At 50.6% G+C, this 18,912-nt stretch carries 15 protein-coding genes; 11 read left to right on the top strand and 4 right to left on the bottom strand.

Translation table 11 applies throughout. The features are described 5' to 3' along the window. Positions 1–149 precede the first annotated feature (149 nt). From NP596_RS01130 to NP596_RS01090, 9 genes are all read left to right on the top strand, one after another. Entirely contained in the window at positions 150–314 is a 165-nt protein-coding gene (locus tag NP596_RS01130) for a hypothetical protein (RefSeq protein ID WP_256613360.1), read from the top strand. Between the two features lie 814 nt (positions 315–1,128). Next, entirely contained in the window at positions 1,129–1,824 is a 696-nt protein-coding gene (locus NP596_RS01125) for an SDR family oxidoreductase (protein WP_256613359.1), read from the top strand. A gap of 538 nt (positions 1,825–2,362) precedes the next feature. After that, positions 2,363–6,001, top strand: a complete 3,639-nt coding sequence (nifJ, locus tag NP596_RS01120; RefSeq protein ID WP_256613358.1) for a pyruvate:ferredoxin (flavodoxin) oxidoreductase — start codon at positions 2,363–2,365, stop codon at positions 5,999–6,001. Further along, positions 5,994–7,007, top strand: coding sequence for a dihydroorotate dehydrogenase-like protein (locus NP596_RS01115; protein ID WP_256613357.1), 1,014 nt, complete (start codon positions 5,994–5,996; stop codon positions 7,005–7,007). Before nifJ ends, NP596_RS01115 begins: the two co-directional genes overlap by 8 nt. Before the next feature lie 420 nt (positions 7,008–7,427). Next, a complete protein-coding gene (locus tag NP596_RS01110) occupies positions 7,428–8,312 on the top strand; it encodes a diguanylate cyclase domain-containing protein (protein ID WP_256613356.1) in 885 nt (294 codons plus the stop codon). Positions 8,313–8,341: 29 nt separating this feature from the next. Continuing rightward, complete coding sequence (locus NP596_RS01105; RefSeq protein WP_256613355.1) at positions 8,342–10,135, top strand: HD domain-containing phosphohydrolase; 1,794 nt, start codon at positions 8,342–8,344, stop codon at positions 10,133–10,135. 4 nt (positions 10,136–10,139) lie between these two features. Continuing rightward, positions 10,140–11,555: a TolC family protein gene (locus NP596_RS01100; RefSeq protein ID WP_256613354.1), complete on the top strand. Its 1,416-nt coding sequence runs from the start codon at positions 10,140–10,142 to the stop codon at positions 11,553–11,555. Between the two features lie 128 nt (positions 11,556–11,683). Further along, a complete protein-coding gene (locus tag NP596_RS01095; RefSeq protein WP_256613353.1) occupies positions 11,684–12,556 on the top strand; it encodes a PhnD/SsuA/transferrin family substrate-binding protein in 873 nt (290 codons plus the stop codon). A 119-nt stretch (positions 12,557–12,675) separates the two neighbouring features. After that, positions 12,676–13,578 carry a PhnD/SsuA/transferrin family substrate-binding protein gene (locus NP596_RS01090; protein WP_256613352.1) on the top strand — a complete coding sequence of 301 codons (903 nt, stop codon included), beginning with the start codon at positions 12,676–12,678 and terminating at the stop codon, positions 13,576–13,578. A 232-nt stretch (positions 13,579–13,810) separates the two neighbouring features. Here NP596_RS01090 and NP596_RS01085 read toward each other — a convergent pair whose 3' ends face one another. Further along, the gene (locus tag NP596_RS01085) at positions 13,811–14,380 is read right to left on the bottom strand and encodes a c-type cytochrome (protein WP_256613351.1); all 570 of its coding nucleotides are present in this window, start codon (positions 14,378–14,380) and stop codon (positions 13,811–13,813) included. Positions 14,381–14,501: 121 nt separating this feature from the next. On the opposite strand from NP596_RS01085, the gene NP596_RS01080 reads away from it, so the two are divergent. Together NP596_RS01080 and NP596_RS01075 are read left to right on the top strand one after the other, a co-directional pair. Then, positions 14,502–16,169, top strand: a complete 1,668-nt coding sequence (locus tag NP596_RS01080; RefSeq protein ID WP_256613350.1) for a putative transporter — start codon at positions 14,502–14,504, stop codon at positions 16,167–16,169. Positions 16,170–16,179: 10 nt separating this feature from the next. Next, the gene (locus NP596_RS01075) at positions 16,180–16,773 is read left to right on the top strand and encodes an alpha-ketoglutarate-dependent dioxygenase AlkB family protein (protein ID WP_256613349.1); all 594 of its coding nucleotides are present in this window, start codon (positions 16,180–16,182) and stop codon (positions 16,771–16,773) included. Between the two features lie 89 nt (positions 16,774–16,862). Here NP596_RS01075 and NP596_RS01070 read toward each other — a convergent pair whose 3' ends face one another. The 3 genes from NP596_RS01070 to NP596_RS01060 all read right to left on the bottom strand — a co-directional run. Next, positions 16,863–17,654 carry a PP2C family protein-serine/threonine phosphatase gene (locus tag NP596_RS01070; protein WP_256613348.1) on the bottom strand — a complete coding sequence of 264 codons (792 nt, stop codon included), beginning with the start codon at positions 17,652–17,654 and terminating at the stop codon, positions 16,863–16,865. A 14-nt stretch (positions 17,655–17,668) separates the two neighbouring features. Further along, entirely contained in the window at positions 17,669–18,430 is a 762-nt protein-coding gene (locus tag NP596_RS01065; protein ID WP_256613347.1) for a M48 family metallopeptidase, read from the bottom strand. A 4-nt stretch (positions 18,431–18,434) separates the two neighbouring features. Continuing rightward, a partial coding sequence (locus NP596_RS01060) for a hypothetical protein (protein ID WP_256613346.1) occupies positions 18,435–18,912 on the bottom strand: 478 nt, incomplete at its 5' end.

Here is an 18,912-nt window from a genome sequence, read left to right as displayed (position 1 = left end):
GTTAAGTTGGCCTGCAAAACCAGTAATGGTTTAGAGGCGATTTAGAATATAAGGATAGATTGATAAAATGTCGGTGACTAAGTTACACAACTTGTTGCATGGCGCGATATATCGGTAAAATGCCGGCACTTTTGCGGGGGGAGAAAGCCGTGACAAATAGAATTAACGATGATGGTAGCAGACGGGTCAAAAATATTGCCGCTGTGTTGTATTTATTGGTGCTGGCATTCGTGGTGGGCGGGTCTTATATTAACCAGCGGCACAACGAAGCGGTATCGGCGCGGGAATCGAATAAAGCCGGGCTCGCCCAATAAGCTTAATGCCATGTTTTAGAGCTCTATTTCTTTTCGGGCCGTTATTGCGGATAAAAGCCCTTCAAGGCAATCGCAAATAGCCTGGAAAAAAGCGTCCAACCGCATCCTCCCCGGCAGCTTCATGGTATCTCTCGGCGGCGCAAGGACAGATGCCGAGGTAAGGCCTCCACCAACCGGACTTGGCATGTTCCTTTTCCCGGCCTGATGCTCCGGCTCCGAACGCAGGGGGACAGGCATGCCGATATTGCCGGTAAAACCTAAGCCTACGTACTTCAAACTTATGCATTACATACCTTCATCCGGGTGTGGGTTTTGAGGGGGGGCTCTTCGCTCCGGCGGTTGAAGAGCGACGTTTCCGGTAGAGGCATGCGTGGAGGTCGACATGAAATAACCATGTCGAGCCATTCCCGTCTTGGGGAGTTAGTTAAATATCATGTGCTTGAAGGCTTTTGTTGCAGTAATGTGTCCGGTTTTTTGCCGTTTCCGGTAAAACATATAGAACGCTTGGAGATGCAAAAACCTGCCGAATTCATGCGGCGCTAGCATTTTCCACGGCTTGGACGATAGTTTAAAACTGTATTTATTATCCGAACTTAACGGCGCTGGATTTTGCACTGTTTGCTCGTAACCCGTTTTTTTGTTTCACGGGAAACTTCTCATGTTGCAAGAGAAATAACTTTAACTTTATCTATTTTTAACATTAAGTATGGCATTCAATTTGCTGATATTTAATGATTTTTTAGAAATATTTGCGGGCATATTCTCAATGCCGTGATTGTGCAAGCCAACGATAATATTGAAACGAGGTAATAGTGTGAGGACAGTATTAATAACAGGGGCCAATCGAGGGCTTGGATTAGAGTTTTGCCGGCAATATGCGCAGTCGGGCTGGCGGGTAATCGCAACTTGCCGGCATCCGGATGCGGCAAGCGGATTGAATGAACTGGCTCGCCAGCATGCGCATTTACAAGTTCACGGTTTGGATGTGGCCGATTTTTTTCAAATCGATGCGTTAAGCGGCGCATTGGCCGATTCAAGCATCGATGTGTTAATTAATAACGCCGGCATCTATACCGACATTGCGGGGAAAGGGTTCGGCCATTTGGATTATCAGGCCTGGTCGTCGGCGTTTTTGGTCAATAGTATGGCGCCGGTAAAACTGGCCGAAGCGTTTTTGCCCCAACTTATACGTAGCCGGAAAAGGCTGATCGTTGCCATCAGCAGCCTCATGGGTAGCATGACCGATAATACCAGTGGCGGCAGCCTGCAATACCGTTCGAGTAAAGCCGGTTTGAACGCGGCCATGAAAAGCTTGGCAATCGATTTGCGCCCGCAAGAGATTGGAGTGTTGGTACTGCATCCGGGTTGGGTGAGAACCGATATGGGCGGTAAAGATGCTTTAATCGATGTGGAGGAAAGCGTTGCCGGTATGCGCCAGTGTATAGATGCATTTTCCTTGGCGCAATCCGGAAGCTTCCTAAAGTTCGACGCCAGTTCGCTGCCTTGGTAGTTTTTTGCCGGATAAGCGTAATTTGTTGTTGACATTGCCGTTTAAATTTTAGGTTATGCACAAAAACCGGTTTTGTCCGCCGCTTAAAAAATGCTTGACAAGGCAACTTATTGAATTTTGGTAAAAAATACATAAGTCATTGATAGTTAATGATTATATGCGCTTGTTCAAGTTTGCTCCAATTTAACGAAGGGTCAGTAAAATCAGGGGCTGCCGTCCATTTCCGACATTTAACTCACAGAGTTATCCACAGCTTTTGTGAGTAACTCATCCCTGGCACGGACCATCAACATGCAAGGACTTTTAGGCATAAAGGCCGATTTTTACCGTATTTCGGCCAAGCGGCTAGACTGGCTTAACAGCCTCTATTAATGTATGGCTCATAACTTAAAATCGATCGGGTAATGCTTATCGCACCATTCGTTCCGTTCTCCACCAGTTGTTTTTTGCAAGGGCCTATAATTAGGAGTAAAAGGAATATTAGGTTTTGGACACATTGATATCGGACTCGTCTTCTTCTCAGTTAAAAGGTTGTTATATGCAAAACCAGCAAACACTCACCATTGACGGTAATCAGGCCGCGGCTAGCGTCGCCCATAAATTAAACGAAGTGATTGCCATTTATCCGATAACGCCTTCTTCGCCCATGGGCGAATGGGCCGACGAATGGTCTTCGCGCGGACAAACCAACCTGTGGGGCACGGTACCGCAAGTTGTGGAGATGCAAAGCGAGGCCGGCGCCGCCGGCGCCATACACGGCGCGTTACAGGCAGGTACCCTGGCTACCACGTTTACCGCTTCGCAAGGCTTGTTGCTGATGCTGCCGAATATGTACAAAATTGCCGGCGAACTAAGTCCGACGGTGTTCCACATCGCCGCCCGTTCGCTGGCTTGCCAGGCCTTGTCGATTTTCGGAGACCATTCCGACGTCATGTCGGCGCGCATGACCGGCTTTGCCATGTTGTGTTCCAATTCGCCGCAGGAAGTGCAGGATTTTGCCTTGATTGCTCATGCCGCCAGTTTGGAAGGCCGGATTCCCTTCATGCATTTTTTCGACGGTTTCCGTACTTCGCACGAAGTGGCAAAACTGATCACTATCGATGACGATGTGCTGCGCGGCATGATACGGCAGGAGTGGGTCGGCGCTTTTCGCGGCCGGGCACTGACCCCCGATAATCCGGTGCTGCGAGGCACCGCGCAAAATCCCGATGTGTATTTTCAAGCCAGGGAGGCGGTCAATCCTTTTTACCAGGCCTTGCCCGAGATTGTGCGGAATGCCATGGACCGTTTCGCCGAGCTTACCGGACGCCAATATCGCTTGTTCGAATACCTGGGTGCCGCGGATGCGGAGCGAGTGATGATACTGATGGGCTCCGGCGCAGAGGCCGCCGAAGAAACCGTGGATTATCTGAACCGGCAAGGCGAAGCGGTCGGCCTGTTGAAAGTGCGTTTGTACCGGCCTTTCTCCGCCGAGCATTTTCTCGCCGCATTACCGGCCGGCTGCCGCAAAATCGCGGTGCTGGATCGCACCAAGGAACCCGGTTCCGACGGCGAACCTTTGTATAAGGATGTGTTGAGTGCCATTGCCCGGCACGTCTGCGGCGCTAACAGCAAATTCGACAGTATGCCTAAAGTGGTGGGGGGGAGATATGGCCTGTCATCCAAGGAGTTTACCCCCGGCATGATCAAGGCGGTGTTCGACGAACTGAAGCAGGATCAACCGAAAAATCAGTTTACCATCGGCATCAACGACGATGTTTCCCACACCAGCCTGCCTTGGGATGCCGGTTTCAGAACCGATATGTACAATGGAATTTTTCAAGCCATGTTTTACGGTTTGGGTAGCGACGGTACGGTGGGAGCGAATAAAAACACCATCAAAATCATCGGCGAGGAAACGGCGGATTTCGCCCAGGGTTATTTCGTTTACGACTCCAAAAAATCCGGCGCGATCACGGTGTCGCATTTACGCTTTGGTCCCAAACCGATCAAGGCCACTTATCTGATCGGCGAAAACGACGCCAATTTCATCGGCTGTCACCAAACCATTTTTCTGGAACGCTACGACATGCTGGTCAACGCCGCCGATAACGCGGTGTTTTTGCTGAATACGCCGGAGCCGGCCAACATGGTTTGGGACAGTCTGCCGCAAACCATGCAGCAACAAATGCTGGCTAAAAACATTCGTTTTTACGTGATCGACGGTTATGCGGTAGCGGAAAAATGCGGCATGGGCAAGCGTATCAACACCATCATGCAGACCTGCTTTTTCGCCATTTCGGGCGTGTTGCCGCAGGAACAGGCTATCGAAGCCATTAAACATGCGGTGGAAAAAACCTACGGCAAAAAAGGCCGCCGTATCGTCGAGCTGAATTTTAAGGCCATCGACGATACTCTGGCCGGCTTACAACAAGTCAGCTTGCCGACAAAAATCAGCAGCCAGTTCGATATTCAAGACCATATCAACGAATCCGCTCCGGATTTTGTCAAACGCGTTACCGCGGAAATCATCGCAGGCCGGGGCGATTTGTTGCCGGTCAGCGCGATGCCGGTGGACGGCACCTTTCCGACCGGTACCACCGCCTATGAAAAGCGCAACCTGGCGTTGGAAATTCCGGTCTGGGAAACCGATTTATGCACCGAATGCGGCAAGTGTGCCATGGTGTGCCCGCATGCGGCGATCCGCAGCAAAATCTATCCGGTCGAAGCGCTGGAAAATGCCCCTGAAACCTTTCAGCATGCGCCGATGTTGGGCAAGGATTTTCCGGCCGGATTGGCGATGACCTATCAAGTGGCGGCGGAAGATTGTACCGGTTGCAGTTTGTGCGTGGACATTTGCCCGATTCGGGATAAATCCAATGCCAGCCGCAAGGCTTTGAACATGCATCCGCAATCGCCCTTGCGCGAACCCGAGCGGGAAAACTGGGATTTCTTCCTGTCCTTGCCGGAATATGACAGACGGCAGCTGAAAGTCAACACCATCAAGGGGGCGATGGTGTTGCAACCTTTATTCGAGTTTTCCGGCGCTTGCGTCGGCTGCGGTGAAACGCCTTACATCAAACTGGCCTCGCAATTATTCGGCGACCGCATGATCGTGGCCAACGCCACCGGCTGTTCTTCGATATACGGCGGTAATTTGCCCACCACGCCGTGGACCAAAAACCCGGAAGGGCGCGGCCCGGCCTGGAGTAATTCCTTGTTCGAGGACAATGCCGAGTTTGGCCTGGGCATGCGGGTGTCGATAGATAAACAAATGGCTTTTGCCCAAGAATTATTGTCGAGTTTACGCGCACCGTTAGGCGATGAAACCGTGGATGCGCTATTGCACGCCGATCAATCCGACGAAGCGGGCCTATACGAGCAACGCCAACGCGTGATGGAATTGAAACAGCGTCTGCAAGCGCTATCCGATCCGGCTGCCGAAACCCTGATGCAACTGGCCGATTACTTATGCAAAAAAAGTGTCTGGATTATCGGCGGCGACGGCTGGGCTTATGACATCGGCTACGGCGGTTTGGATCACGTGTTGGCCAGCGGGCGTAATGTGAATATTCTGGTATTGGACACCGAAGTGTATTCCAACACCGGCGGACAAATGTCGAAAGCCACTCCACTAGGCGCCGTTGCCAAATTTGCGTCCGGCGGTAAAGCCGTGGCGAAAAAGGATTTGGGCTTATTGGCGATGGATTACGGCAATGTTTATGTCGCCCATGTGGCGTATGCCGGCAAGGATATTCAGACTCTGAATGCCTTTATCGAAGCGGAAGCGCACGACGGCCCCTCCATCATTATTGCCTACGCGCCTTGTATCGCCCACGGCGTGGATATGTCCAACAACCACCGCCAGCAAAATCTGGCGGTCAAAAGCGGGCATTGGCCGTTGTTCCGTTTTAATCCCAATCGCATCAAACAGGGCAAAAACCCGATGCAGCTGGATTCGGCGGAACCGTCTATCCCGTATCGCGAATTTGTCATGAGCGAGACCCGGTTCAGCATGCTCTGGCAATCGCATCCGGACGCTGCGGAAGGCTTTTTAAAACGTGCGCAGCAAGATGTTAAAAACCGTTACCGTTATTACAAGCAACTGTCCGAACTGGAGTGGAATGATGCCACCAGCGTTTCGGCATTAAAAGCGCAACTGACGACCGAGACTGCCAAGGAGACCCAACATGGTTGATTTAACGACGGATTATTTAGGCCTGAAACTGGCCCATCCTTTGGTGCCGTCAGCGTCCCCGCTCGGCAAAAATCTGGATAGCGCCCGTAAGCTGGAAGATGCTGGTGCTGCGGCCTTGGTCTTGCCGTCCCTGTTCGAAGAAAAAATCGAAGCCGAACAGGAACAAATGGCGCGGTTCTTTTATGGGCAGGCCATAGGTTACGGCGAAGCGGATTCGTTTCATCCGGTACCCGACCGGATTCTGACCTATCAGGAGCAATATCTGGAGCACCTGCGGCAAGTTAAAACCGCACTGAAAATACCCGTGATCGCCAGTCTGAATGGAACTTCGCTGGGTGGTTGGATTGAATATGGCGTGGCGTTGCAACAGGCCGGCGCCGATGCGCTTGAGCTGAATATCTATCATTTGGCCGCCAATATTGATGAGGATAGTGAAACGGTGGAAAACCGTTATCTGGACATACTGCGCGAATTAAAAAGCCAAGTCGGCATTCCGCTGACCTTAAAACTGTCGCCGCAGTTCAGTTCGCCGCTGCATTTTGCCCAACGTCTACAGACGGCCGGAGCGGACGGCATTGCTATCTTCAACCGTTTTTACCAGCCCGACATCGATCTGGAAACCTTGCAGGTGGTGCCCAAACTGGAACTGTCGACCGCCCAGGAGGCCTTGCTGCGCATCCGTTGGACAGCCTTGCTGTACGGCCGGGTAAACATGTCCCTGGCGGTAACCGGCGGTTTTCATGAAACGGCGGATGTTATTAAAGCCTTGCTGGCCGGAGCGGATGTGGTGCATCTTTGCAGTGTACTGCTGGAAAAAGGCGTTGGCCGTTTATCCGAAATAGTTGCCGAATTGCGCGATTGGCTGGAAGCCCACGAATACCAGTCCATCCGCCAGTTAAAAGGCAGCGTCAGCCAGCAGCATTCGATCGATCCCGGCTTATACGAACGCGCCAATTACGTGCAGGTGCTGGATAGTTATACGCCGGCCAGCGGCGTTATGAGATAAGGCCTTCGGTTCGCGCATTCCGTTGCAAATTACCGGTCATAAGAGGCAATCAGTTAGAAGAAGGCTTTTGCCATCCGGCAAAAGCCTGTTTCCGCCGCGGCCGTGGGGCGTGGGTTTTGACCCCGATTCAATCCGCTGCCAAATGCCGCCACTTTTGCAATCTTGCTTATTGACTGCAAATTCGCAGGTCGGCCGAGTATCTCCTTGGACGTACAGTCTTTTTCGCGTTAACGAATCCGGCGTTAATCGCGCCGTAGTCAATGGCTTTTTGTTAAGGAATGAATGGCATCCAACGCTTTAGGCGTACCGGGCAGCGCTTAAATCGATGTGAGAGAATACCTGCGAACAAAATCCGGCCGATTGGCGGAAGCCGATTCAAAGTGCGTGTTGTTACTGGAAATAACCAAGGCTTTGCTTACTGTGACAGATTTAATTTCGCTAACAAATCAGGTTTATCAGCAAAGCAGCGTTGCCATGCTGATTATGGATTGGGATTTCAAGATTGTGACGTGCAATCCGGCCTTTATCCAATTAACCGGGTTCGAGCTAACCGAATTGAGGGGAGGGCCTTTGTCGTCGATATGCGATGAATTGGCCTATGCACGAGTAATACGTGAAGCCGACAATAAGCTGGCGCTTACCAACTGTTTTAGCGCCGAGTTGGCTTTGCGCCGAAAAAGCGGCGAGTGCTATGCCGCGCAACTCATTATCGATGGTTTGCAAAATTCAAACCGGATAATTCAGCATTATCTGGTGTTAATTCTGGATATTTCCGAGCAAAAACAACGGGAATCCGAATTGCGTTATTATGCCGAAATAGATCCGCTAACGCATTTAGGTAACAGAAAATATCTATTTCAAAGTCTGGAAAGCGCCATTGCCTCGGCCGATCGGTTTAATTACACGGTAGCCGTGATGTTTTTGGATCTCGACGGTTTCAAACAGGTCAACGATTTTTTCGGCCACGGCGAAGGCGACAAAGTGCTGCTGGAAGTCGCGCAGCGCTTAAAACGCTGCGTCAGAAAAGTGGATAATGTTGCACGCTTGGGAGGCGATGAATTTGTGGTCATTTTGAACGGCACTTCCATTGATATGATTGCCGTTACCGCTCAAAGGATCATCGATTTTCTGACCCTGCATATCAAAGATCAAACCCGCGAGATACAAGTTTCCGCCAGCATCGGCATTTCTCTTTACCCGCGAGACAGCAAAAATCCATTGGTTTTATTGAAGTATGCCGACAAAGCCATGTATAAAGCCAAAGCTAAAGGTAAACGGCAATTCCGCTGGCATTTGGAAACATAATAATTAAACGGCAACCAGCCCCATATTCAATGACAAGAATTAGAACGCTTACAAATTTGTCCGGCATCCGCGTGCTGTATGTCGAAGATGATCTGGAAACTCGGGAAGAACTGCAATCCATTTTGGAATTGTATGTGGCTGAGTTGTATACGGCAAAAAATGGCAAGGAAGGGCTGGCGCTCTACAAGCAACATAAACCGGATATTGTGGTAACCGATATTCAAATGCCGGAAATGAATGGCTTGTCCATGGCGGCAGACATTAAAACACTCAATTCCGAACAACAAATTGTCGTTTTGAGTGCATACAATGATGTGGAGTATTTATTTCGGGCTTTGGAGTTGGAGATCCAGCATTACATTACAAAGCCTATTAGTGTGGAAAGGCTGTTGAATAAACTGGCTGAAATGACAGAGCAAATGGATTTGGCCAAAAAAGCCGCCAAAGACCATAAGTTATTGGAACAATACAAATTACTGGTGGATGAAAAAGCCATCGTCGCCAAAATAGATTTAAACGGTAATATTAGTTACGTCAATCGGCATTTTTGCGAATTGTCCGGCTACTCCGAGGCCGAATTATTAGGCCAACATTATTTATTTAGTTTCGACGGTACCGATCAGCAAGATATTTTGAGCGATTTAAAAAAATCGGTATTAGAAACCAAGAAATGGAAAGGGTTGCTCAAAAAAAGGACTAAAGCGGGCGATATTTATGTGGTGGATGTTAGCGTAGTTGCCGTGGTCGATACCGATAACAACATTGAAGAGTTTGTCGCCTTGATGGTGGACATGACGGAAGTGTATGAAAAATTCGAACGGCTGGCGCTCAATTTAAAGCAAGATTTAAGCGAACAAAAACATTATTTACAGGAATACGAGCGCGCGCTGGAGTTAGGAACTTCCTTGTGCGTGGCCGATACGGACGGCAATATTATCAGCGCCAATCATAATTTCAGCGCCACTTTAAATTATAGTGCCGAAGAATTGGTCGGGCAGTCTTTGTATGATTTGGTGCAAGATTGTAATGATTTTAAAGAGCGGGTATTGAAAAAGATTAACGAGCAAGGCTTTAGTTCGCGGGTAATCAAAATTGCCGGCAAGGGCGGTATCCGGCGCACATTAAGTACGGTGATTGTGGGTATTCATAATCAACAGGGCGGCATTCATTCGTTAATGAGTTTAAGCCATGATATTAGCGAAACTATCCAATTAAACGAAAGCATAATAGAAAATCAAAAGGATTTGATTTATGTGCTTGGCGAGGTAGTTGAAAACCGTAGTCAGGAAACAGGCTTGCATATTAAACGCGTCGCGCTTATTTCGGAGTTGTTGGCACTGAAATACGGTCTGAGCGAAGAATATGCCGCCATGATAAAAGTCGCTTCGCCGCTGCATGATATTGGCAAAATCGGTATACCGGATAATATTTTGAATAAGCCTGAAAAGCTATCGGAGGCCGAATTCAAAATTATGAAAAAGCATGCGGACCTGGGTTATCAATTACTCAATAAACTGGATAAGCCGCTCATTAGAATGGCTGCGACGATAGCCCATGAGCACCACGAATACTATAACGGCGCCGGTTATCCCGCCGGCTTGGTCGGCGAACATATTGCCATTGAGGCCCGAATCGTCAGTCTGGTTGACGTTTTCGATGCGTTAAGCACCCGGCGCATTTATAAAGAACCTTGGCCGGACGAGGAAATCATCGAGTATTTAAAGAATAATAAAGGTGTCCAGTTCGACCCGGAGTTAGTGGATTTATTTATAGAAAACCTCGACGAAATCCTAGGCATTCGCGATTTGTTGAAAGAACAATAAAACCATGACGTTTAGAACCACTCTCCTGGCGATGGCCCTGCTTTTGTGCGGCTTATTTGAATTAAGGGCGGAAACTGTGCAGCCGGAAAAGTTAACGCTGGAAGACTGCGTCCGTATCGCCTTGCGGAAACACCAAGCATTGAATGTGTCGGCCGCGAATATTGCCATGGCCGAAGCCATGTATCAGCAAGCCATGTCGGCATATTGGCCGCACATTGCCGCGCAGGTGAATGCATCCCGGGCCGATCAGGACAGAACGTTTACCATGGATGGGGCGTTTACATTGCCAAGCTCTATAACAAATAGCCCAGCACTAGGGGCGGTTGGGCTTGGTGATTTAGCTAAACCCATCCCCATCAACATGGATATTAAGCTACTCGACAAGGATCTGGTGCAATCCTCGTTGAATTTGACTTATCCGGTCTTCACCGGTTTGAAACGGGAGGCGCTGGTCGCGCAAGCGGAGAAAGGCATCGAGATGGCCGAGCAAGGCCAACGCAAAACTCAGCTGGAAATCGTCCGCGATGTCAAAAAATATTATTACGCGGCCCAGTTCGCCCTGCAAATGGAAAAGCTGGCCGACGACACCCTGGAACGTTTCAAGGCTCTGGAAGATTTAACCGAGCGCCTTTATCAAAACGGCTCGATGAAAGTGAAAAAAACCGACTATCTGCGCACGAAAACCACCACCGCGGTCACCCGCACCATGCTAAGCGAAGCCCGCTATGCCCGCGAAATGGCGCACGAAGCGCTGGGGAATGCCATGGGGCAGGAATGGAGCGAGAGCGTTGTGCTGGCGGAAGCCGATCAAGCCGCGCCGCTTAGCGAAGGTCTGCGGGAGTTAGTCGAATCGGCGCAAAACTTCAATCCGGATATTCAGCAGCTCAAATTAGCGGTGCGGATCAGCGATGACCAAATCACCGAGGCTCGCAGTGGCTATTTCCCGATGATCGGCATTCAAGCCGAGGTCCATGATATTCAGACGCCTTATCGCGGCGGCCTGACTAACGCCGCCAATCGAGACGGCTGGACCATTGGGGTGGGCATGCAATGGAACCTGTTCGACGGTTTCCAAACCGCCGGTAAGGTGAATCAGGCTAAAGCCCTGCAACGCAAATTGGAAAGCCAACAGATACTGCTGGACCAAGCTATCGCATTACAGGTTAAACAGCAATTTTTAAGCATTCGCAGTGCCGACAAGCAAAGCAAGGATAGCCGGGAAGCGGTCGGTTATGCCAGTGAAAACCGTAAACTGCATGTGCGCGCTTATCAGGAAGAGTTGGTGGAAACCAAGGATGTGATTGAAGCCCAGGTTGTGGAGACCTTTGCGCAAAGCACGTATTATCGGGCCCGCTATGCCCTGGAAATGGGCCTGTTGTCGCTGGAGTTCCTGATTGGGCAAAATGTGCAAACGCTTTAATCGGATGGATTTTTTTCCTCAATGATCGCCGGGTTTTAATATGAATTCAGTACCGGCTATATTTCGGCATCTCTTAATAATACTTTCAATATGTGAATATTCGTAGCCGCCTAAAGTTATCGATTATCATGATACAAATACCCTATTTTCTGGGTATTTCGGCGTTTGCCGATACCGACGCCGTAACCGAAAACAAGCTACGGGTCGGATATTACGCCAACTCCTTTCCCGACTTTTCATTAGCCGATATACAGATATCCGTAAAATTATTCGCCGAGGAATTAGGCGAGTCCATGGGTATTCCGGTAAATGTCATGGCATATGCGGATATTGACCGGATGAGTAACGATTTTTCTCAGGGTAAGCTTGATTATGTCGGCGGCTCATCGCTTATTTTAGCGACAAAGTTTGATACGGGTTTATTTGCCGATGGATTTAGTTTGATACGTAATGGCGATTATGCGAATTCCCTGATAGTTTTAGCGCAAAAACAAGCTGGAAAGATAGAATTAAAGGATTTGCGTGGCAAACGGCTGGTGCTGGCGGAAACCGATCCATTGGTTGATTTATATATCGACTATTTATCTAGGTCGGTGTTTAAGAAAAGCTATAAAAACGTTTTTAAAGTTATGCCAAGAGAGAAAAAAGCACATCAAGTTATATTAAAGCTGTTCTTTGGCAAGGCGGATTTAATTTGTGTGCATAATTATTCTTACAAGCTCGCTATCGATTTAAACCCACAAATACAAGATAGCTTACAAGTCGTCGCTAGATTAGATAATATTCGCGAAGGAACCGGATTTTTTCATAAAAATACCGAGCCGGAGTTTCGTGAGTATGTCATAAAAAAAGTGATGGATTTACCCAATACCGCGCGAGGGCGGCAATTCCTGGAGATATTTAAATCGGATGGAGTTGTAAGATCCGGCATGCCGGATCTTTTGCCGGCAAAAAAATTGTTTGATACCAATCAACAGCTGATCAACCGTGATATACATTAATAATTTATGGCAAGCCTAGTGGAATGTTCGAGAGCGGAGTTAAAGCCATTCGATCAACTCATTCAAGAGCGTCAAGCCTTGGAAAAAGGGTTGTAGCCGTGAGGCATCGGTTAATGCGAGTGAATTGGGTGCTCATTGCTTTGTTAAGCAATGGGATAATGTGCCTGGCGCATTCCGAGGAACAGGAAGCGAAATCAGGCCGGGTTAACATGGGGCTATACACTAAATCGATTACCGAGCAAGCCAGTATCAGTGATATAGAAATATCCATGAATTTTTGGGTTAAAGATGCTCTAGCCTTTGAGGCGCGGAAAGCCGGGATTGAAATTCAATCGACCGGTGCCTTTTTATACGAATCCATGCAAGACATGCGTGCCGATTTCGATCATGGCAAACTGGATATTATCGTGGCGCCACCGCTATTGATTTCCAGGTATTTTAAGCGCGATGAAATTACCGATGGTTTTTCCGGTATGCTGGAAGGTAGAAAACCGGACAACTTATTACTGATCGTACGTACGGAGAGTAATATTCAAAGTATTCGGGATTTACGGGGGGAACGCATCGCCATGCTTGAGGGTGACGAATTGGCGGAAATGTATATGGATACGCTTTTTCTAAGAACATTTAAACAAGGCTATAAAAATATGGTCGCATCAATACAGCAGCAGACTAAAGCAAATCGTATTGTTTTGGATTTATATTTTAATAAAGCAGACGCAGGGTTGGTTTATGTTAATTCCTATCAGGTAATGTCGGAGTTAAATCCGGATATTAAGAATAAAGTTAAAATTTTGGATACATTTGAGGTCAGGAGTAAAAATTACAGTTATATACGTAAAGGTTATCCTTTGGCGAATGAAATGCGACAAATTGCCTTATCTTTTTATAAAAGCGCGCGCGGCAAGCAAATACTGGATATTTACAAGACCCCGGAGTTGGATTTTCTCAAAGTCGACGAACTGGATACCGTGGATCAACTGGATAGGGAGCATGCGCGTTTAATGGCAGGTAAAAACTAAAAACGGCAACCGGAACGAACGCATTAACCGCGAATTCGTTTGATCCAGTTAAGGAGAGGGATTTTTTCGTTATTCGAGGCAAACAATACCTCATACAGCGCAACATCGAAACCTTTTCGACGTAATAATCGACCGGCGTAGCGCGGACGCCGCGGCAACCGCCTCGCCCCCAAACAATCTCCCGCCCGGTGAATCGGTGGCGTCCGCGCTAAACGGTTTCATTAGGCTTGCGCTAAGGGTTTTTCAGCGAGCCGATATATTCGGCCAAGGCCTTGATATCGTCTTCGGACAAGGTTTTGGCGATGGCGTTCATCTGGCCGGCTTTGCGGGCGCCGCTTTTAAAATCCGTTAGTTGTTTGCCGGTATATTCCGGATGCTGGCCGGCCAGTTTGGGGAATTGGCCGTTGCCCTGCAAGTTGTTGCCATGGCAGCCCATGCACATGGCGGCTTTTTCCTGGCCCGTCCGCGCCAGGTTGGCGTCTCCGCCCGCCGATTTGCCCGGCAAGCCGGCATAGTAGGCCGCCAGATTCTGAATGTCCGCATCCTTTAAATCCTTGGCCATGGCATTCATGGTGGCGTTGGCGCGCTCGCCGGCGCGGAAATGCTTCAATTGCGTTTCCAGATAAGCGCTGCTTTGCCCGGCTAAACTGGGGAACATGCCGCTGTTGCTGACACCGGCGCTACCATGGCAGCCCATGCAAGCCGAGGCGCGGGCTTTGCCGGCGCCGATGTCCGCGGCCCGAGCGGGAAAGAGCAGTAGCGCCAAAACTAGGCTGAAGCCGATTTTATAAGTAGTGTTCATAGTGATGACCTCATGGGCTTGTTGTACAATCTGTTAACGATAGCGCCTTGGCTGATTCGCATCATAAGCAGCGGGTATCCTATTTAGCAAACAGTAATTTCAACTTGCCGAAAGGTTTTAAATGCTCTGGATTGTCGATTTGTTCCAGCGGGATTCCGTGCCCCACGCCATGCTTATTATCAGTCTGGTGGCGGCAAGCGGCTTGGTACTGGGTGGGCTGAAGGTGGCGGGCATCCGCTTGGGGATTGCCGGCGTGCTGTTTTCCGGTTTGATATTCGGCCATTACGATTTAACGATCAACGCCGAGGTCATGCATTTTCTGCGCGAATTCGGTTTGGTGCTGTTTGTCTATGCCATCGGTTTGCAGGTTGGGCCCAGTTTCGTCAGCTCGTTTTTCAAATACGGCCTTAAACTCAATGGGCTGGCGGCCGCCATCGTGGTGTTGGGCGCCTTGATTGCGGTGGCGATTAGCGTGGTGGGCGATATCCCTATGCCGGTGGCGGTCGGTCTGTTTTCCGGAGCCACGACCAATACCCCATCGTTGGCGGCCGCGCAACAGGTGTTAAGCAGTTTGCCCCATGTAGACGGCGAAACCCTGAAACTGCCCGGTCTGGCCTATGCCGTGGCCTATCCGTTCGGTATCGTCGGTATTATTTTGTCCATGATGCTGGTGAAACGGTTGTTTAACATCCAGGTAGATAAAGAAGCCGGGGACTTTGCCCGGTACCAGCAGCAACATGCGCAAATTCCGGTTTGGGAAGATTTGGTGGTGGAAAACCCCAATTTGAACGGTTTGACCATCGCGCAAATTCCCTTTTTCGAAGGCATGGGGGTGGTGATCACCCGCATCCTGCACAAGGGCGAAACCGATGTCGAAATCGCCGGCCGCGATACCCCGTTGATGTTGGGCGATACCATCCGGCTAGTAGGCGAGCGGGAACCGCTGCAGCGCCTGAAAATGCTGATCGGCCCGGAGGCCGCAATCGACTTGCGGGAAATCGCCCAAAACTTGCGCAGCAAACGCTTGGTGGTGACCAACAAGGCGGCAATCAACCAGACCATCGGCAATTTATGCGTGCGCTATGGGGTGACTATTTCCCGGGTGCAGCGGCCGGATGTGGAATTTACTCCGACCAACGCCATGCATGTGCATTTCGGCGACGAATTGAATGTAGTCGGCAGTCAGGCTGCCTTGGACGACATCGAAAAAGCCTTGGGCAATTCCCTGGAAGAACTCGACCATCCGCAAGTCATGCCGATTTTTATCGGCATCAGCCTGGGTGTTTTGCTGGGAAGTTGGCCGTTTTACCTGCCCGGCGTGCCAAGCGAATTAAAGTTGGGCATGGCGGGCGGGCCGCTGCTGGTGGCCATTATGCTCAGCCGGGTGGGTAACTGGGGCACCATGACCTGGTATTTGCCGAAAAGCTCCAACATCATTTTAAAAGACATCGGTATCGTGCTGTTTTTGGCTTGCGTCGGCCTGCATTCCGGCGACGAGTTTCTGGAAACCCTGTTCAACGGCAGCGGCTTTTACTGGATGGCCTGCGCCGGTTTGATTACTTTGTTGCCTTTGCTGATGGTGGCCTTGTTCGGACGCATCGTCTTTAAGCTGAATTATTTGTCACTGTGCGGCCTGTTGGCGGGCAGTATGACCGATCCGCCCGCGCTGGCGTTTGCCAATAACCTGCATGGTTCCGCGGCGGTGTCGGTTGCCTATGCCACCGTGTATCCCTTGGTAATGATTCTGCGGATTTTAGCCGCGCAGTTGATTATCGTACTGGTCAACTGAAAGGTTACGATTGCAATTAGCCGCACTCGCAAATTTATTGGCCTCCGACGGCGAGTTATATTACTGGCCGCGTTTTTATCGTGCGGAAAAAGCCGACGCTTATTTCGATAGGCTTTATCGGGAGCTGGCTTGGCGGCGGGAACGGTTATTTATCTACGGCCGTTGGGTAAACGTACCCCGTTTGATGGCTTGGTACGGCGACCCGTCCGCGCGGTACCGGTATTCCGGCGTTGACCACCGGCCCTTGCCTTGGACGGCGGATTTGCAAACCCTGCGCGGCGATGTCGAAACGATTTGCAACGCGGCTTTTAACAGTGTGTTGGCCAATCTGTACCGGGATGGCCGCGATTCCATGGGCTGTCATGCCGACAATGAAAAGGAGCTGGGGCAAAATCCGCTGATAGCCTCGCTCAGCTTCGGCGACAGCCGCGTGCTGCGCTTTAAACATCTCGAAACCGGGCAAAAACTGGATCTTGAATTAAACCATGGCGATTTGCTGGTCATGGCCGGCGAGTTGCAACACCGCTGGCGGCACGAGTTGCCCAAAACCCGCAAACCCAAACAGCCGCGGATCAATCTGACCTTCAGGCATATTGCCGCTTAAGCGCACCGGTACCGGTCGCCGGCAGGCGCCCGCAATGCCAATCGCGGTTTTTAGCGGTATGCCTAACATACCGATTATGCCGTTCCAGCTTATGCCGTTAGCTTAACCGCGATGGCGCTGTAGTTGTCCGCCGGCTTGCCGGTACTATTTTGTTCGGCGGCTCTGGGTTCCAGCAATTGTTGTAATCCGGCCAGCCAGTGGTTGGCGGAGTGGCTGTTTTGCCAGCATTCCAGCAACTCGATATCGTTTACCAGTTCCCATACCCCGTCGGTACACAGCAAAAATCCATCGCCGGCTTGCATGGACACCGGGCCGTGAAGGCAAAATGCCGGGGTATCGTCTTGGCCCAAGGCGTGCAGAATCAGATTGCGTTGCGGATGATGGTTTATGTCCGCTTCCGGCAAGGCGCCGCATGCCACCAGCATGTTGAGCAAACTTTGATCCGCTGTGCGATGCATCAAGCGGCTGTCGCGGAAATGGTATAAGCGGGAATCGCCGACATGTCCCCAGATGGCCCGGTTTTTGGCCCTAATCAGCACGGCCGCGGTGGTCGCCATATTGGCGCCTGCCGTGTTGGGTCGGCGGGCGGTAAAAACCGCTTGGTGAGCGGATTCCAACAGCCGGCGCAGGTTGTTTTCGGTGCAGGCCGGGGTGTTGCGGAAGCCCGTCAAAATGCTGTCGACGGCTAATTGCGAGGCGATTTCGCCGGCCCCACGTCCGCCCACACCGTCGGCTATCACCCAGCAACCCGCTTGAGCATTCGGCACGGCATAAGCCAACGCATCTTCCTGATTGTCTCGGCCGCCGATGCCAATCAACGTTGCCGTCTCGATGCGATAGGCGGGTTTGCCGCATAAGCGGTTGTAAAGAAACGTCAGCATGCAAGGCCCATTCGTTAAAATCGGTTAACCGGCGCCTCGTTGAGCAAAATCCGTTTGATTTTCTGAAATTGCGCGGAACTGCCCGGACCGTCATTAAAGCCGGGAGCGTTTTCCAACAGACGGGCCAAGGTTTGAATTCTGATGCTATCCACCCAATGCGCGCCGGCATCTTTAGGCAAGCGCCTGGCCACCCGCAATAAGGTGTGCGGGTTATAGCCGGAGGCAAGCAGTAAGGATATGGCGATTCTATCGGCCTGCTGTTCCTTGATAGGGTCTATGGTTTGCGGCAGCGAGCCGAGATGGGCAATATCTTCGCGGCGCGAAGGCAGCGTATTCCCCAGTAGGTAGTCGAGAAAGTTGCCGGCGGGTTGCTGCCTTTGATTTTGACAAAAATGCCCGGCCAATTCGTGCCCTATCTCGTGGGCGATAATGGCGATTAATTCCTCTTCGCTTTCGGCAAAGGTCAAAGCGCCTTCGTTGATAAACACGAAGCCCCCGCCGATGGAAAAGGCGTTTGGGGATAAATTGCGTACCAGATAAATCCGCCAGGGGATCATGCCGGCATTAACCGAATACCGCGAGGCCAAACCCATTGCCAATTGCTGAGCGAATTCTGTCGCTTCGTCGTTTACCGGCCGCAACGGCCATTCGTCGAATATTTTCTGCCGGGTCGCTAAAGCGGCTTCCAGTTCGCCGGGGCAAAAATTATTGGCAAAGGCCGCGGCATCGCCGGCTAACGTGGCCAGAAAACCGCAGGCAAGAATAAAGCCTCTCACCTGATCAGTTGATTACATCGAAAGTGGACAAATTAAGGTCATAGCTGTTGCCGGATTGCACCTTGTGTTCTATCACATAGGTGCCATTGGCGGCACCGCTGGGAATCGGGATGACGGCATTGGCGTTCCAGCCGCCGGAGGCGCGCTGGCTTTCTTGTTGGGGCAGGGCGGCCAAAACCTGGCCGTCTTTTTTTAACATCCAGCTTTCCGATACCGGGGAGACCGTTTCCGTGCTGGGTAATCTGATCGAATAGTCGGTCGATATTTGCACGGAGCCGCCGGGTCTGACGGGGCTTGGCGTCGACGAGGTTTTGTTGATTTTGACTTGCGCGGTGTCGACGGACTTGGCCAATCCGTATAAACGCTGGTCTTCATTGACGGATCTGACTTGAGATGCCTGGTATTGCTGATATTGAACGGTTCCCCAACCGACTACCGCGCCGCTGACGGCGCCAATGGCCGCGCCTTTCGCGCAGCCGCTG

The organism is Methylomonas rivi (genome assembly GCF_024505165.1).
Lineage (GTDB): Bacteria > Pseudomonadota > Gammaproteobacteria > Methylococcales > Methylomonadaceae > Methylomonas > Methylomonas rivi.
This window is presented reverse-complemented; position numbering and strand designations above follow the sequence as displayed.

Coding starts and splice junctions, on each gene's coding strand:
- NP596_RS01105 (WP_256613355.1), top strand. CDS start 8,342: ATGACAAGAATTAGAACGCTTACAAATTTGTCCGGCATCCGCGTGCTG.
- NP596_RS01115 (WP_256613357.1), top strand. CDS start 5,994: ATGGTTGATTTAACGACGGATTATTTAGGCCTGAAACTGGCCCATCCT.
- NP596_RS01085 (WP_256613351.1), bottom strand. CDS start 14,380: ATGAACACTACTTATAAAATCGGCTTCAGCCTAGTTTTGGCGCTACTG.
- NP596_RS01100 (WP_256613354.1), top strand. CDS start 10,140: ATGACGTTTAGAACCACTCTCCTGGCGATGGCCCTGCTTTTGTGCGGC.
- nifJ (WP_256613358.1), top strand. CDS start 2,363: ATGCAAAACCAGCAAACACTCACCATTGACGGTAATCAGGCCGCGGCT.
- NP596_RS01080 (WP_256613350.1), top strand. CDS start 14,502: ATGCTCTGGATTGTCGATTTGTTCCAGCGGGATTCCGTGCCCCACGCC.
- NP596_RS01070 (WP_256613348.1), bottom strand. CDS start 17,654: ATGCTGACGTTTCTTTACAACCGCTTATGCGGCAAACCCGCCTATCGC.
- NP596_RS01095 (WP_256613353.1), top strand. CDS start 11,684: ATGATACAAATACCCTATTTTCTGGGTATTTCGGCGTTTGCCGATACC.